Annotated in this window: 14 protein-coding genes and 2 rRNA genes; 4 read left to right on the plus strand and 12 right to left on the minus strand. The window is 51.8% G+C overall.

From position 1 onward, the window contains the following. Positions 1-215 precede the first annotated feature (215 nt). Both BN2684_RS23640 and BN2684_RS23645 read left to right on the plus strand, forming a co-directional pair. Entirely contained in the window at positions 216-644 is a 429-nt protein-coding gene (locus tag BN2684_RS23640; RefSeq protein WP_234340309.1) for a MarR family winged helix-turn-helix transcriptional regulator, read from the plus strand. A gap of 24 nt (positions 645-668) precedes the next feature. Beyond that, positions 669-2,285 (plus strand): MDR family MFS transporter, encoded by a 1,617-nt coding sequence (locus BN2684_RS23645; RefSeq protein ID WP_058304521.1) that lies wholly within the window; start codon positions 669-671, stop codon positions 2,283-2,285. 129 nt (positions 2,286-2,414) lie between these two features. Here BN2684_RS23645 and BN2684_RS23650 read toward each other — a convergent pair whose 3' ends face one another. The 6 genes from BN2684_RS23650 to BN2684_RS23675 all read right to left on the minus strand — a co-directional run bounded on the left by BN2684_RS23650 (position 2,415) and on the right by BN2684_RS23675 (position 8,642). After that, positions 2,415-2,693 carry a hypothetical protein gene (locus tag BN2684_RS23650; protein ID WP_058304522.1) on the minus strand — a complete coding sequence of 93 codons (279 nt, stop codon included), beginning with the start codon at positions 2,691-2,693 and terminating at the stop codon, positions 2,415-2,417. Between the two features lie 104 nt (positions 2,694-2,797). Next, on the minus strand, positions 2,798-3,481 hold the full coding sequence (gene nth / locus BN2684_RS23655; protein WP_058304523.1) for an endonuclease III: 684 nt from the start codon (positions 3,479-3,481) through the stop codon (positions 2,798-2,800). A gap of 224 nt (positions 3,482-3,705) precedes the next feature. After that, positions 3,706-5,520, minus strand: coding sequence for an S-layer homology domain-containing protein (locus BN2684_RS23660; protein ID WP_058304524.1), 1,815 nt, complete (start codon positions 5,518-5,520; stop codon positions 3,706-3,708). 86 nt (positions 5,521-5,606) lie between these two features. Further along, positions 5,607-6,164, minus strand: a complete 558-nt coding sequence (locus BN2684_RS23665; protein ID WP_058304525.1) for a GerMN domain-containing protein — start codon at positions 6,162-6,164, stop codon at positions 5,607-5,609. Between the two features lie 12 nt (positions 6,165-6,176). Then, on the minus strand, positions 6,177-7,691 hold the full coding sequence (locus BN2684_RS23670; RefSeq protein ID WP_058304526.1) for an N-acetylmuramoyl-L-alanine amidase family protein: 1,515 nt from the start codon (positions 7,689-7,691) through the stop codon (positions 6,177-6,179). A gap of 174 nt (positions 7,692-7,865) precedes the next feature. Beyond that, positions 7,866-8,642, minus strand: a complete 777-nt coding sequence (locus tag BN2684_RS23675) for a helix-turn-helix domain-containing protein (protein WP_082652213.1) — start codon at positions 8,640-8,642, stop codon at positions 7,866-7,868. Positions 8,643-8,906: 264 nt separating this feature from the next. On the opposite strand from BN2684_RS23675, the gene BN2684_RS23680 reads away from it, so the two are divergent. Beyond that, positions 8,907-9,824, plus strand: coding sequence for an aminoglycoside phosphotransferase family protein (locus BN2684_RS23680; RefSeq protein ID WP_058304528.1), 918 nt, complete (start codon positions 8,907-8,909; stop codon positions 9,822-9,824). Between the two features lie 130 nt (positions 9,825-9,954). On the opposite strand, the gene leuD is transcribed toward BN2684_RS23680, so the two are convergent. Beyond that, the gene (gene leuD / locus BN2684_RS23685) at positions 9,955-10,542 is read right to left on the minus strand and encodes a 3-isopropylmalate dehydratase small subunit (protein ID WP_058304529.1); all 588 of its coding nucleotides are present in this window, start codon (positions 10,540-10,542) and stop codon (positions 9,955-9,957) included. A gap of 19 nt (positions 10,543-10,561) precedes the next feature. Beyond that, entirely contained in the window at positions 10,562-11,962 is a 1,401-nt protein-coding gene (leuC, locus tag BN2684_RS23690) for a 3-isopropylmalate dehydratase large subunit (protein WP_058304530.1), read from the minus strand. 172 nt (positions 11,963-12,134) lie between these two features. On the opposite strand from leuC, the gene BN2684_RS23695 reads away from it, so the two are divergent. Further along, positions 12,135-13,064, plus strand: coding sequence for a LysR family transcriptional regulator (locus tag BN2684_RS23695; protein WP_058304531.1), 930 nt, complete (start codon positions 12,135-12,137; stop codon positions 13,062-13,064). 128 nt (positions 13,065-13,192) lie between these two features. Here the strand turns inward: BN2684_RS23695 and pulA are convergent, their stop codons facing one another. The 4 genes from pulA to BN2684_RS23715 form a co-directional block, all read right to left on the minus strand. Beyond that, a complete protein-coding gene (pulA, locus tag BN2684_RS23700; RefSeq protein WP_058304532.1) occupies positions 13,193-15,145 on the minus strand; it encodes a type I pullulanase in 1,953 nt (650 codons plus the stop codon). Between the two features lie 226 nt (positions 15,146-15,371). Then, on the minus strand, positions 15,372-15,515 hold the full coding sequence (locus tag BN2684_RS23705) for a DUF2188 domain-containing protein (protein WP_234340310.1): 144 nt from the start codon (positions 15,513-15,515) through the stop codon (positions 15,372-15,374). A 227-nt stretch (positions 15,516-15,742) separates the two neighbouring features. Further along, a 5S ribosomal RNA gene (gene rrf / locus BN2684_RS23710) occupies positions 15,743-15,859 on the minus strand. A 147-nt stretch (positions 15,860-16,006) separates the two neighbouring features. Next, positions 16,007-16,234 (minus strand): 23S ribosomal RNA (locus BN2684_RS23715); the annotation flags it as partial.

The raw sequence follows: 16,234 nt of genomic DNA on the forward strand, positions 1-16,234 counted from the left end.
GTCTGCCGAAATGGGTGATAACAGCTTTATCGTAGCATGTCAACCATTTCTAGAAAAGAGCGCTTTCAGATTGTGTCCAAACCTTGACGGGGTAAGGGAACGGTGCTATATTATTTTAGTGCTTAATCATTAAGAGCTAAATCATTTAGAAGTTAACGATTCGAACAAGCACGTTTGCACGGCTTTAGGAATTCGTTAGGGGGGGAGGTGCCCAGTTGTCCAATAATGATCATTTGATTGAACTGTCTTCCATGTTTCGAACCTTTCTGAAGGGGGTCTCCCAAGAATGGAACAAGCATGGCTATTCCATGAATCAAACGCAATTTCGAGTGCTTTACATGCTGCATAAGCACGGTCCGCAAAATGTATCCCAACTCGCTTGCTGCCTCACCCTCACCTCAGCCGCCATCACAGGTGCGACGGATTATCTGCTGTCGGGAGGATATGTAGAGAAAACTCGCGATGAAGATGACCGGCGAGTCGTCACCATCAGCCTTTCCGATAAAGGCGAGAAGCTGGTGAAGGAATTTTTAGAGAATCAGCGTGAGGTTATCGAGGCGCATTTCAAAGTGCTGTCCGAAGAGGACATTCAGCATTTGAAGCGCATCTTTGGCATCCTGAACGCAGAATTAGAGAAAATTTAAAAGAACGGATGGAGAAAGAACCATATGGAACATTTAACTCAAAAGCGAAAGCTCACGATCATGATCGCGATCATGGCCGCCATGCTGTTCGCTGCAATCAATCAGACCATCGTCAGCACCGCTATGCCGCGCATTATCTCCATTCTGGATGGAATGGACTACTATACATGGACGATCAACATCTACATGCTGACCTCCACCATCGCGACGGTCCTTGTCGGCAAGCTGTCCGATATGTTCGGTCGCAAGCCCTTCCTACTAGCGGGTATTCTTCTCTTCATGGTCGGCGCTTTCTTGACCGGTACCTCGACAGATGTCTTTCAATTCATCACTTACCGGGGGATTCAAGGGGTAGGAGCCGGGATCATTCAATCGACCTCCTTCACCGCCGTCGGCGATTTGTTCCCGCCGCGTGAGCGCGGCAAATGGATGGGGTTATTGACCGCCGTCTTCGGCTTTTCCAGCGTGCTTGGCCCGACACTCGGCGGCTACCTGGTCGATCACCTCGACTGGCACTGGCTGTTCTGGATCTTCCTGCCGCTCGGCGTTGTTGCCTTTGCCTTGATTGTAGCGCTTTTCCCCAAAGGCAAGCGCGGTCCGTCTGCGAGCATTGACTACATCGGCTCGCTATTGCTCACCCTCTGCATCGTTCCGATGCTCCTGGCCTTCTCCTGGGCCGGCACCGAATATGCCTGGGATTCCTGGCAGATCATTGGACTGCTCGCCGGTTCCATCGTTGCGGGTATCCTCTTCGTTTTCATCGAATCGAAGGCCAGCAATCCGATCCTGCCGCTCAGCCTGTTTAAGAACGGCGTCGTTACCATCTCGAACATTATCGGCTTCATCATGAACTTCGGCATGATGGGTGCCTTGATCTATCTGTCCTTCTTCGTCCAAGGCGTACTCGGGATATCCGCCACTTATGCCGGATATGTGACGATGCCGATGTCGATCGTCATGGTCATTTCGAGTGCCATGACCGGCCAATTGATATCGCGCAAAGGAAAATACAAACGGTATGCCCTGATCGGCATTCCGATCATGATCGCCGGCATGGGGATTATGGTTTTCATGGATAATACGGCTACAGCTGTCATCAGCATGATCGTGTTTGGCCTCGGTCTCGGACTCGGCATGCCGGTCTTTTCGATCGCTTCTCAGAATGCCGTCTCCCATAAAGAGCTCGGCGTCGTCACTGCATCCATCCAGCTGTTCCGCAACCTCGGCGGTACCATCGGCATCGCCGTGATGGGGACGGTCATGTCGAACAACCTTACCCGGCATTTGAAGGAAGCCCTGCAAGCCAAGGCAGGCAGCTTTGCCCAGCTCGATCCGGAGATTGCCAAGAAGATGGCAGCCTTCGCGAATCCGAGAACGCTGATGAACAAGCCTCTTCTGGACGAAACGCAAAAGGCGCTTCCGGCTGACGTTCAACCGATATTCAAGGATATGATTGCCAGCATCCGCGATGCGCTCGGTCAGACGCTATCGACCGTTTTCTTAACCGGCACTCTCGTTCTGGTCGTCGCCTTCGTCCTCGTCTTCTTCCTGAAGGAGCTTCCGCTGCGCACAAGCAACCATTCCGCAGCCAAACCAGAGGAACAAGCGGAGGCGGTCCAGCCTTCCGTGGTCCTGGACTAACCGCCATCTTCTCGCTCCAAATCGAATAGGGAGGCCCCTGCAAGCATCTAACGCTTGCAGGGGCCTCCCTTGTTCTATCGTATACGCCATATTCGATCGGCTGTTGTCTTCTAAACCAAGCTTGCTGGATTACTGCAGGACAGCGTGCTCTTCTTCTTCAGGAATCAAGATTTCGAACACATCTCCATGCTGGAGAATCGTGATTGGCTGGCCCTTCACTTTCATGACGACAACTTCGGGCTTTGCCTTCATCCGGCTCAAGTAGTTTTCCGGAACCTGACCGGATTCGCTGATCATGACGCCTTCGACTTCTTTTTCTTCATTGTCCGCAAGCGGTGTATTCAACACTTGTTCGTAAATATCGGAAAATTGTTCAAAGTTTTTCGTGTAAACGGCGATGCATTTCATCCACTATCCCATCCTTTTATCAATATCTACTGGTTCGATTTACCTCTATTGCCCGTTCCCTCGAGCCTTCAGCGATGCGATGAAGAAGCATCACAGCCATTCGCTTAGCTCTCATTCTTCCTGTTTGAACCGGCTTTCATACTTGCCGGAGCTTTCATTCTTCGCTTCCCCTCCGGGCAAAAATCAAGCAGCGGACAGCTTGCGCAGCGGGGGCTTTGAGCCTTGCAGTGATACCGCCCAAAGAAGATGAATCGGTGATGCGAAAGCGTCCATTCTTCCCGCGGTACGACCCGGTTTAGCTTTTTCTCGACTTCAAGCACGGAATCATCAGGTTTTGCAAGACCAAGCCGTTTGCTGACCCGTTCCACATGAGTGTCAACAGCGAAAGCCGGAACACCAAAAGCGTTGGATACGACAACATTAGCTGTTTTGCGCCCTACACCGGGAAGCGCCACAAGCGCTTCGTGTGCCTCCGGTACCTGGCTATTCCATTCTTCTACCAATATCCGACACATGCTCTGAATATTTTTGGCCTTGTTGCGGAACAAGCCTATGGTTCGAATATCCTGTTCCAGCTCCGCAAGCGGTACCTTGAGGTAATCCTCGGGAGTACGATACTTGTGGAAGAGGGATGGGGTCAGCCGATTTACCGATTCGTCCGTTGCTTGAGCTGACAGCATCACGGCGACAAGAAGTTCGAAGGGGTTCCTGTGCATCAGTTCGCAATGAGCGTCCGGAAACATCATGCCCATGGTATCGAGGATTCGGCGGATTTTCTTTTCATTCACCGGATATTCCTCACCTCCCTGAACAACCGGAGAATCCCAATAGATTTCAGTCTATCGAACCCAGGGGTAATAATCAATGGCCCATGCCAAGAAAATCCGAACATTTTTCGAACCTGCCCCCTATATTTTCCCTTTTATTCGGGTTAATCGGTTTCGAAGATAGGAAAAGACCGGCTGGCTTCAACCAAACCGGTCTCAACGACACTTTTGACGCTTGATCCTGTTTAATTCACAAGTTGGATTTGAGTGACTTGATCTACGCTTTGTTCATAGGTCAACTTGACCTTTTTGCCAATCGCCACTTGATCGAAGGTGATGGTTTTGCCCGCCGAGTCGAGTACCTTCGTATTCGTCTTCCAAGTGAAGCTGAGCGTTTGACCATCGTCGAGCTTAACCGTGTAGTCTCCGCTATTCAGATCAACGGATGTCACTGTGGCAGTATATTGGCTTGCGATCTTAAGCTTCAAGAGCTTATCGCCTGCAGCAACCAGGTCCAGCTTGCGTCCTTCTACAAGGATGGGGTAAAGGGCCGTATAAAAGACCGATTCCTTCCCATCCGAGCTGATTAAGACGGTTTTATCATCCAGCTTGAACACCTTCGGCGTTCCATTGACGGTAACGGTCAAGTATTTGGAAGTCGCATTGAAGCTTTCGATGCGGGCCTGGTAATAATTCGTCATCGTACTGATCACAACGGAGATGCTGACCGGATTGCCACTCGCATCGAGTTCAATCGCAACCTGATCCCCCTTATACAGATCACTGAGGGTCGCACTCGATTTCAGCGGACTGGTGACCTTCGGCTGAGAAGTTAAGTAGAAGGATGCAAGCTTGCCGTCCGACTTTTTCAACGTGATCAGCGGATCCGTCCCTTTCGGATCAATCGTGACGATCTCGCCCTTGACGACCGGAACGATTTGGGCGGATACCATCTTCGTGCCGTACAGCTGATAACGGATCTTGTCGCCCGCGACGAGGTTCTTCACGGATTCGTAAGCCAATTCCGTCAAGGAATAATCAACTTGTCCGGTGGAAGCAGCAAGTGATATTTTCTTATCCGTCGCATTGAGCGACACGGCAATGCCTTCGCCGTTCGCAACCACCGGCCCTTGATCGCTCTTCCAATCTACGAAATAAGCCGTCGTACCCGAGACGATCACATCAACCAGATTTCCGACCTTAAGGGTGGAAGCCGACAAAAGGGTTTTATCCTTGTAAATTAACGTTTGTCCGGTAAGATCGGCTTGAATGACAACCCCCTCATCCGTCATAAGCGAAAGCTTGGATGAATCCAAATAAGTGACTGTACCGGTAATGGCATTCCCCGGCTTGACAGCGAGGAAAACCGAAGCCCGGTTCAAAAGTGCGGCTGCCTGGGAGCGGGTAACCGCAACGGCGGGACGGAACGTCCCATCTTCAAAGCCATTGACGATTCCCAGGTCGACGGCTTCATTGACATATCCGACGAGCTCATCCGTGATGCTGTCCCCATCCTTGAAGGCGGTAGGAGCCAGCGTTTTGCTCAAAGCTTCCGAATCCTTGTCAGCCAACCGGATAATCACCCTTGCGATCCATTCCCGACTCGCAGAGGAGATCCCCCAGTTCGCATCGTGTTCCGGGATTTCCGCAAGTCCGATCAGATTATGATCCAGGGCGACTTTCACGTAAGGCTTGGCGTAATCGCTTAACCCAAAAGAGAACACAAGGGGAATGCTGCTATTCTTGATAGTAAGAGCTTCCTCCTCATACCCCATCATCCGCACGGCCATGACGATAGCGTCCTGATGAGATACTTCCTTTTCGGGTGTAAAGCTGCCGTTATAGCCCTGGACGATCCCCAACATGGAAAGCTTGGCGATGTCCTTCGCTCCCCAATAGGTGCTTTTGACATCCAAGAATTGGTTTGCCGCTTGAATCTTCCAGCTCACGGCCGCCGTTCCCGCCGCAGTGTCAGCAAATGCGGTCGCAGGTATAACGGAGCCGGTAAGAACAGCCAGGGTCAAGGCTGTCTTCGCCGTCCAATGGGTCATGCGTTTCATCTTCTTTTCCTCCCGGATCATCGTATCAATTAGAGCGTGTCTTCAAATCGATTTTAGGCCGCTTCTACTAGGCAAGCTCCCTATCCTTATTGTCGTTTGATGGGATGCTCCAATTCCACATGCCCCATGAGGCTTTCAATTTGCTTCCCGTCCACCAGGATCTCGAGAGCGTTGATCTCTGCAAATTGAAAGACCGTTTTTTGGAGAGCATCCATGAGGAGTACTTCGCCGCCGGAGCCTAATCTTCCTTCATCCAATATCGAAAGATCCACGGTCAAGGTTCCGTCTTCCAGCTCAGCAGATTTGAATTGCAGCCCTTTGGCCAGAGGAAAGAGATTGCTGTCATCGGTGCTGGTCAAAACCTTCAAGGTGTTGAGATATTTATCATCGGCTTTGTCCGCTTGAATCGTCACCGTCTTCTCGACAAGCTCGGTGCCGTCTGCATTCGCATAATAGGCTTTAATCGTCTCTGTTTTCTGTTCGGGTGTTGCCGTCGGCGCTTCGCTGATCGTTGAGGTCGCCGCAGGTGAAGCGGCTTCGGTCGGTTTCGGGTCGGCCGAGCTCGGAGTGTTTTTCGCCGAACACCCTGCAGCCGCGAGCATGGAACCGAGAAGAATTACCGTCAGGATGGTACGTATACGCATGGAACACTCTCCTTATTGAATGTTGAAATACTCCTTGATACCGTCGACAATGGAAGCCGCTACTTTATACTGAAAATCCGGAGTGTACATGAGCGCTTCTTCCACTGCATTGCTCAAAAATCCGACTTCGATGAGAATGCCGGGCATCTTGGTTGCTTTTACAACGCGAAAATCATTCTTCTGAACTTTGCGGTCGGGGAATCCTGTTGCCGCCAGCACATGCTTGTGCACGATATCAGCCAAAGTCTTGCTGTACGAATTCCAGTAATAGGTCTCCGTTCCGCGGCTCGATGCTGTAAAGTTGTTGCCGTGAATGGAGATGAACGCATCAGCGCCGAGCGAGTTCGCAAAGTCCGCCCTTCCGTCCAAGGAAACAAAAGTATCGTCAGAACGGGTCATATACGTTTCCACTTGCTTAACATTGCCGAGAAGCTCATTCACTTTAAGCGCGATCGCCAGATTAAAGTCCTTTTCATTGCGCTTGGTGATGGAGATCGCTCCCGGGTCCGTATCGCCGTGACCGGCATCGATCACAATCTTGTACTTTGCGTCCGAGAATAACAGAGAGAAGGCCCCATCGGTGCCGTTCATTCCCACATGATAGCTGGTCTTCGCCTTCAAATCAGCCACGATGCGAATGGTTCGGGTAACCGGGTCAAAATTGGAGTATCGCACCTTCGCCACAAGCGGATGATCAACGGCGACCAGGCCCTCCGAGGTCGAAATCGGTCTCGGGACCGAATCGCTGAACGTCACAGCCGGCACATCGATGACAAGCCGATCCGGGCTGCTGACATAGCTCACCTTCGGAGCCAAGGGACCGTCGGCATAAAGAGTCAAGCTGCTATCCGTCACTTCAATGCCCATCAGCTTCGTGTAGCCAGCCTCCGAATTTGCTTGGGATGGAGGGGGCGTTGTTCCCGGTTCATACAGGTTGGGATCAGGGGTGGTCGTCCCTGTCGGGCTTGTGGGGCTGGGAGTAGCTGTCGGCGTCGAAGCCGGCGTTGGCGTAGCCGTCGGGCTTGGTGTAGCTGTTGGTGTCGGTGTCGGCGTTGGTGTAGCCGAGGGAGTAGGCGAGGGAACCGGTACAGGCGCCTGAGCGGTCGTCAGAATCACCGTCTGGGTCTTGTTGATCCATTGTACGCTGATCCCCATTCCATTCGCAACGAATCGAACCGGCACCAGCGCTCGGCCATCAATCACAACCGGGGCCGCATCCAGTGCAAACGGCTCTGCGTTGATCAAAGCTGTCTTTTTCCCAATGAAAAGCTCGATCAGCTTGCCATCCTTCTTCACTATCACCTTCTGCTCGACTCCGCGGTATTCGACAGAAGCGCCGAAATTTTGGGAGATCAGCCTGAGCGGAACCATGACGTAATCGTTAACTTTTTGAGCGGGAACATCCGATTTCAACGTCTGGCCGTTCAGAACGAGCGATACGCTGCTGCTCGTGGCGGCATGCGACACTTGCGGCAGGATGAGGAAGAGCAACAGTAAGGAGAGCAGCGAGCAAACAAGCTTTTTCATCTTCCACCTCGAAGAATTGGGATAAGAACATACAAGAATAGACGCGGGATTTGGAAAAAAGTTGCGAATCGCCGCCTTTCTTGCCTCCCTCAGAGATTCGACATGGTACTGCGATATTCCTACCTTTCCAACAAAAAAACACGCCATCGCAGGCGTGTTCGCTGTGTACTTCTCCTACTTGTCCCTCAGCATCAGGAGAATGTCCGGGATATGCATCGAGGATCCTTCGATCCGATAGTAGCACTGCCCGTCCTCTTCGATCTTAACTTGCACAGGCAGGTGACTTAATGCCGATTCTACGACCGTTTCCGGCAGCTTGCATTGGATCTCAAGCTCCTTTAAACTGACAAACCGATCAAAGTCCTTTTTGGTTAACTCATAGAGCCCGAACAGGACAGTCAGTACGTCTTTCTCTTGATACACAGCCATAGTGTTGTAGATCTCTCGAATCTTTACGGGAGTGATTGGAGCGGCAAGCGAATGATCAGCAATAAACACAGCTCTGCCGATGTGAATCGTTGCCCCCTCCGGCTCGGAGCAGGCGGAATAGTTCCATTCATGATCGACTCCCGACATTCCATGATTTTTGCCGGTCTCCCAAGGCACAAACCCTTTATAGCCCCTTGAAACAGCTCCTTCGTGCAATAGCGCAGCCAGCCTGTAGGCGATGGCGAATGATTCTTCAGCGGGCGAAGCTTCAAATAATCCTTTAATACCTAGATATACGCTGCCAAAAGTATCGGCGGGCTTATACCCGAGAAGCTCATCGACCGTAATGCCGAAATAAGTCGCGATATTGGGCAAGAGCTGAAGATCGGGGCAGCAGATCGCCGATTCCCATTTGGATACGGATTGGTTCGTGACCCCGAGTGCTTTGGCTAATTCCTCTTGCGTGATCCCCTTTTGCTTGCGCAGAAAGGCGATCTGTTCATGAATTCGAAGCTCGGACATAGCGATTAAGCTCCATTCCATTGGATTTGCGGCCGCATCCTTATGGTAGACCATCCGATCTCCATGACGCAATAACGTTATGGTTTGACAAGGCTGGTTCAAATCCAACCGACGGTTGGAGCCTCTTCTTTTATTGGTCAAGTTTCCTCCAGGATTGGACTTCCACATGTCCGTTATTGACCGCTTGAGAAGAAAGTGAAACCGAACACTTGCCAAATCGAAGCGGCTCCTTTACTTTCATGGAAGAGGAGGTTGATCCTGACGATGAAGGAACCCTTTTATTTCCATCAACATGAAGCCGATGCGATTCAAAATCGATTCGGTACCGATTTTTACGATAAGGTGAAGAGAGATATTGAAGAGTATACGGCAAAATGGAAATTATCCTCCATTCGCTTCATTCCCTCCTATTCGGCTAACCTTGTTTTTCGCTGCCATTCGGAAGCCTTTGGGGACGCCGTACTCAAACTCGGCAATCTCGCGTACCCGGAGATTAAAACAGAGATTCATGCTTTGTGTCAATACGGAGGCGGACGCTATTGCCAAGTCTTTGCCGATGATCGTGAGAACGGGGTCATCCTAGAAGAATGGATTCAACCCGGGACTCCCTTAAGGGACGAGAACTCGCTTGAACAGAGGCTCACCGTGTTCTGTTCTCTGTACAAGGGGCTGCACATCAACCCGACACATGCTGACTGCTTTCCCACTTACACGGAATGGGTAGGCCGGATAACCGACTACATGAGCACCCGGCAGGACTGCCCCGAATTATATCACCATATGCGGCAGGCGAATGAGATCTGCGGCTCGGTAGCCGGCTCGTATTCGCGGCAAATGCTCCTGCACGGCGACCTTCATCATGATAATATTCTGCTGGGCAAAGAGGGAGAGTATCGAATCATCGACCCCAAAGGGGTTGTTGGCGATCCCATTTTTGATGTTGCGCGGTTCATCCTTAACGAATTCGGCGATGAAATCACGGAGGACTTACACGAGAAGATTCTAGGCATCATTACCTTTTTGGCAAAAGAACTCGTCATTCCGCCGGATATTCTTAAGAAATGCCTTTATGTGGAAACGGCAATGGGGATGTGTTGGAGCGTCGAAGACGTGACCCCTTCCGAGGAGTATCGAAAACTCCTCAGTTGGGCCGATTTTGCGGAAACGGTCATGAAAGCTTGAATGCGGATTGCCGCAGCCTGTAGATGCCCCTTCTTATTCGCTTCTTAATGAAAAGATGCAAGTCCTGTTCGGCAGGACTTGCATCTTTTTTGGTTGTGTTACTAGCACTTGCCTCTTTGTCTTGATCCGCTTATCGATGGGTTGCCTCATAGGCTGCAATGGCATCCTCATGCTGCAACGTCAGTCCGATGTCGTCCAGACCGAGCAGAAGAAATTGCCGGCGGTGTTCATCAAGCTCAAACGGAATCACAAGGCCGTGCTCGTCGGTGATCGTCTTCGCTTCGAGATTGACGGTAAGCTGGTAGCCGACTTCCTTGTCCGTGCGCTTGAACAATTCCTCGACTTCCTCTTCCGAGAGTCGAATCGGCAGAATGCTGTTCTTGAAGCAGTTGTTATAGAAGATATCGGCAAAGGAAGGTGCGATGACGACCTTGAAGCCGTAATCCTGAATCGCCCAAGGAGCATGTTCGCGGGAAGAACCGCAACCGAAGTTGGCACGGGCAAGAAGGACCGAAGCTCCTTGGTAGCGAGGCTGATTGAGCGGGAACTGCTCGATCACTTGGCCGTCTTCATCCCAACGCCATTCAAAGAACAGAAACTGTCCAAAGCCCGTTCGTTCGATTCGCTTTAGAAATTGCTTCGGGATGATGGCATCCGTATCGATATTCACCCGATCCACGGGAACGGCAAGACCGGTGTGGCTATTAAATGCTTCCATGTTCGTGTTACCCCTTCCCTTATTGGAACTGCCATTCGCGAACATCGGTGAAATGTCCGGAAATTGCCGCCGCTGCCGCCATTTCCGGAGAGACGAGATGGGTGCGTCCGCCCCGTCCCTGACGGCCTTCAAAATTGCGGTTCGAGGTGGATGCACAGCGCTGTCCCGGAGTCAGCACATCGGGATTCATCGCGAGGCACATGCTGCAACCAGCATCCCGCCATTCGAATCCGGCATCCTCGAAGATCCGGTCAAGCCCTTCTTCCTCGGCTTGCAGCTTCACGCGTCCGGAGCCCGGGACTACGATGGCCTGTACCGAAGGCTTCACCTTGTAGCCTCTGGCGACGGCCGCTGCCGCTCGCAAATCCTCGATTCGTCCGTTCGTGCAGGACCCGATAAACACGACATCCACTGCAAGGTCGGACATGGACGTTCCTGGAGTCAGTCCCATGTATTCCAAAGCCTTCTCGGCCGCTTTTCGTTCGTTCTCGGTTTGGAAGCTGCTCGGATCCGGTACGGTCGCGTTGATTCCCGTCCCCATTCCTGGGCTCGTTCCCCAGGTTACCTGCGGAACAAGCGTATCTGCATTGAAATCCAGCACTAGATCATATTCGGCGTCAGGATCGGTGACAAGCTGCTTCCACTTCTCGACAGCCTCATCATAGGCTTCACCCTGAGGCGCATACAGCCGACCGCGCAGATAGGCGAACGTCGTTTCATCCGGCGCGATCAAGCCCGCTCGTGCTCCAGCCTCGATGGACATGTTGCAGACAGTCATCCGCTCTTCCATCGTAAGCCCGCGGATGGCTTCACCCGTATATTCAATGACATAGCCCGTTCCGAAATCCGTTCCGTACTTGGCAATGATACCGAGGATCAAATCCTTGGCAGTGACGCCTGGACGCCTTTTGCCGAGCACCCGAACCTCCATGGTCTTCGATTTCGCTTGCTGTAGGCATTGCGTAGCCAGCACATGCTCGACCTCGCTCGTTCCGATCCCGAAGGCGAGTGCTCCGAACGCTCCGTGTGTAGCGGTATGGCTGTCGCCGCAAACAATCGTTTTGCCGGGAGCGGTAAGCCCTTGTTCGGGTCCCATCACATGAACGACCCCTTGGTCAATACTGTCGAGGCCAAATAGGGTCACCCCAAATTCCTCGCAGTTCTTCTCCAGAGTCTCGATCTGCTGACGCGAGATCGGATCAGAGATGTTGAAGCGGTCTTTCGTCGGTACGTTGTGATCGATCGTAGCAAAGGTCAGATCGGGGCGACGGACCTTGCGTCCCGCCAACCGAAGTCCTTCAAAGGCTTGCGGGGATGTAACCTCATGGACCAATTGAAGATCGATATACAAAATCGCTTGTTTGCCTTCTTGATAAATGGCATGTGATTCCCAAATTTTCTCGTACAGCGTTTTGGCCATTCGTTTCACCTCATGGTAATAGCGTGCGTTTCGTCTTTGCTTATCTTATCACCTCTCCTTCTATCCGGCTAAGATATAAAAGCTATTGACTTTATAACAAATACCTATAGGATAAAACCAATAGGATTGTTCGATCCGAACGATTATGTTGGGACCTGGGAGCTGAACGAAAATGGAATTCCGCCAATTGAATTATGCCGTGCGCATCGCAGCCGAGAAAAACTTTTCCCGAGCGGCCGAGAAGCTGCACATCGCCCAGCCCTCTCTCAGTCAGCAGCTCTCCAAGCTGGAAAAAGAGATCGGCGTTCTTCTCTTCCAGAGAAGCACCAATTCCGTCGAATTGACTCATGCCGGAGAAGTGTTCATCGAAAAGGCGCAAGCCATCCTCGATCAGGTGAACCAATTGAGTCGGGAGATGGAGGACATCTCACAGATGAAAAAAGGACGCCTCATCATCGGAAGCCTGCCGATCACGGGCTCTCATATCCTTCCGCTCGTTCTCCCCGTCTTCCGCAAAAGCTACCCCGGCATCGAACTGACGCTAGCCGAAGACAATACGGCGAGATTGGAGAAGTTCACCTCCAACGGTCAGACGGATATCGCAATTCTGACACTGCCTGTCGAAGAACCTTCTCTCGATTACACTCCGCTCATCCGGGAGGAGTTGTGGCTGACCGTCCCCCATTCCCATCCCCTCGCACAAAAAAAGCCCTTGGAGCCGATCGATATTGCGGAGTTAAAGGACGAGCCCTTCATCCTGCTCAAGATGGGCCAAGCCTTCCGAAAAATCAGCCTCGAGCTGTGTCGAAACGCGGGATTCGAGCCCAACATCGTCTTCGAGAGCAGCAATATCGAAACCGTCCAATCGCTGGTTGCAACCGGTATGGGAATCGCGTTCATTCCCTCGATGATTGCTCGCGATCCTTCTATCCCCTACACGCCGGCCTATCTCACGTTAAAAGGGAATCCTTATCGAACGCTGGTTATCGCCTATCGGAAAGGGCGCTACCGATCGCAGGCAGTCCAAGCCTTCATCGATGTGACCCTGAGCGCTCTCAGCAAAGAAGGCTTCCCGCTTGTGGACAAAGCGGAAAGCCTTTGAATTCCTTCTAGTACTTAACTTTTATGCGCAGTCAGCCCTAATCGTGTAGATATGAATCGGCGTCAATTGGTATGGGAAGTTATGCGGAGAACACGGTTCTTGAGCTGACAGCGTACTAGGTCTAACGACTAGTCAACAACTTCCAATACCGCCATTGCAATCCCGTCTAGAACGAGCTTGTTATCTAGGACTGTTGAGCGACCGTCTGTGACGAATAGAGGCTCCCACGTCCCTAATGCCGGCAGCTTCAACTCCACCTTATCTTTCCGTCCATGGTAGACGACGTAAAGGTGCCGAGACGAATCACCGCCAGCATGCTCCCTGAGGGTAAAAGCGACGGTGCCGTCCGGAGCTTCCTCAAAATGCAGGTGATTGCGGATTTCCTTTGCAGAGCGAAGACGGAAGGCCGGATGAGACCGGCGAAGGGTAATGAGAGTCCTCATGTATTCCACATCGGCTTGCCGCTCCGCACAGCGGTCCCAATCCAGCCAGTTGATCGGGTCCAGCGACCTGTAGCTGTTCTCTACGTGATTTTTGGTCCTCATGAATTCTTGACCCGCATGCAGGAAGGCGATGCCTTGACTCGTCATGACCATTCCGGAAGCCAGCCGATGCATCGCATCAAGCTCTTCCTCTTCGTAGCCATTCGTCACTTCAAGCTTATCCCACAGGGTATAATTGTCGTGACACTCCACATAATTCACGCATTGATCCGGTTCTGTGGCATAGGATCGAACGTCTTCCCTGTACCGGACAGCACCGGCCGCTCCGGCGCGAACCTCTTGTTCAAGATGGATTCCGCCGTCAACGAATCCGTGTTCAATGTGATGATAATGGCTTCCTTTAATGGCATTCCGCATATGGTCATTGAACTGCCCGATTCGCGGCAGACGATCGGCATTCCGCTGGGAAGCTCGCATTTCATCGGGAATCCCGCAATCCATGTGCCAGCCTTCCCCGATAACCAGAATCGATGGATCAATCTCATCAAGTCGGCTGCGGATCTCCTGCATCGTTCCCACATCGAGCAGCCCCATCAGATCGAACCGGAAGCCGTCGATTCGGTACTCCCTCGCCCAATAAAGAATGGATTCTACGATGTACTTTCGGACCATGAAGCGCTCCGATGCGACCTCGTTCCCGCAAAAGGCTCCATCCGACAAGGTACCGTCTTCGCGATACCGGAAATAATACCCCGGAACCAGCTTGGTAAAATGAATCCGGTACCCGTCATAGACATGGTTGTAGACCACATCCATTATGACCCTCAGCCCGCGGTCATGCAAAGCCTGCACCATCTGCTTCATCTCCCGAATCCGCGCAGCCGGATCAAAAGGGTCGCTAGCGTAAGAGCCTTCGGGAGCATTATAGTTTTTCGGATCGTAGCCCCAGTTGTAGGATTGCTCCGGGAATCGCTCATCGACGCTTTCCGTGCTGTAATCGAAAATGGGAAGAAACTGAATATGCGTCACCCCAAGGCTTGCCACATGGTCAAGTCCACTTAAGATTCCATTCGTGCTTCGGATCCCAGCCTCACCTACGCCCAGGAACTTTCCACGATTTACAACGCCGCTATGCGGATGGCTGGACAAATCCCGCACGTGAAGCTCATAGATCACCGCATCCACCGGAGAACGGAAGGGCGGCATCCTGTCATTCCAGCCTTCCGGGTCGGTTTCGGCAAGATTTAAGATCGCGGCTCGATCTCCGTTAATCCCAACGGCTTTGGCGTAAGGATCGCAAGCCTCATTCCACGTATCCCCGATTTTGACGCGATACGTATAGAACATTCCTTTCAGATCTTCCGCGACCTCCGCTTGCCAAGTGCCCATCGTACTGCGTCTCATCGCAATGAACCGAGCTTCATCGGTCTCCGCATCCGTGTATAAGGCTAGTGCCACTTCGGAGGCGGTCGGCGCCCAAAGACGAAAAGCACTAGCTGAAGAAGCATAGGTAACGCCTAAATCATTTCCCGTATAAGCAAACGCCCGGTCAAATTCCGGGGAGAAGACGGATAATCCTCCGGTTACTGCGGGATCTCCATAGTGGATCGAAAAATCAAGCTCTTTTTGAACCGCCATACCTTTCTCTGCACCCCATTCAAGTAGACATGCTTTGCTTCCTCTTTACTATATATCGACTACAGTTCCAGAAACGGTGATATATGTAACATGAATTATAGCATATCATGGAATATTTCAACCGTGAATTAAGCGGGAATCCCTTTGATAACGTATGCGTTCATTTATAGCCTCACCACTAAAGTCAGCATTCAAACCTCCTGGATGTCGACTGTTGCTTATTCTGTTAGGCGTTAAGCTTTTTGTGAATTTGATGGTTGTGATGTCCCCCCCACTCCTTCGCTTGCGCGGTGGCGATGGAGATCGCGTGTCCCTCTTCATCCCCTTCCTCCATCAGGACGTTGGCAATGTCAATCGCCTTGTTCCTCACAGGTGCCTTGAAGCTCTTCAACGATTCGGGATAGTCGTCTTTGGTCCCAGGCGTGCTTGAACCTCCTTCGATCGGATTGCCTACCTTTACCCAAGAACCCTTTGTTTGTTAATCGATCTTCTGCTTACGGATTCATGCATCGGTGTCAATAGTCAGCAAAAAATGATCTTATCGCAAACCAATCGAAACAACAAAAAAGCCTGCACGGTATGTGCAGACTTGATTGTGCTTGGCGACGTCCTACTCTCCCAGGACCCTGCGGTCCAAGTACCATTGGCGCTGGAGGGCTTAACGGTCGTGTTCGAGATGGGAACGCGTGGTTCCCCTCCGCCATTATCACCAAACAGTCAGAGATATTTTTATTCCCTGAAAACTGGATGCGAAGCAACTCGCTTGGAACATTCCTACCTGTGTGTCCCCTTGTTATCGGGGCCCCCGCAAAGTACTCGGCATCCGCTTCGTCAGCGTCTGCTTCACTATGTGGGGTCTATTTGGATAAGCCCTCGACCGATTAGTATCCGTCAGCTGCATGCGTTGCCGCACTTCCACCTCGGACCTATCAACCTGGTCGTCTTCCAGGGGTCTTACGAATTGGGAAATCTCATCTTGAGGGGGGCTTCACGCTTAGATGCTTTCAGCGCTTATCCCGTCCGTACTTGGCTACCCAGCGATGCTCCTGGCGGAACAACTGGTACACCAGCGGTACGTCCATCCCGGTC

Origin of the sequence: Gorillibacterium timonense (genome assembly GCF_001457415.1) — a bacterium.
GTDB lineage: Bacteria > Bacillota > Bacilli > Paenibacillales > NBRC-103111 > Gorillibacterium > Gorillibacterium timonense.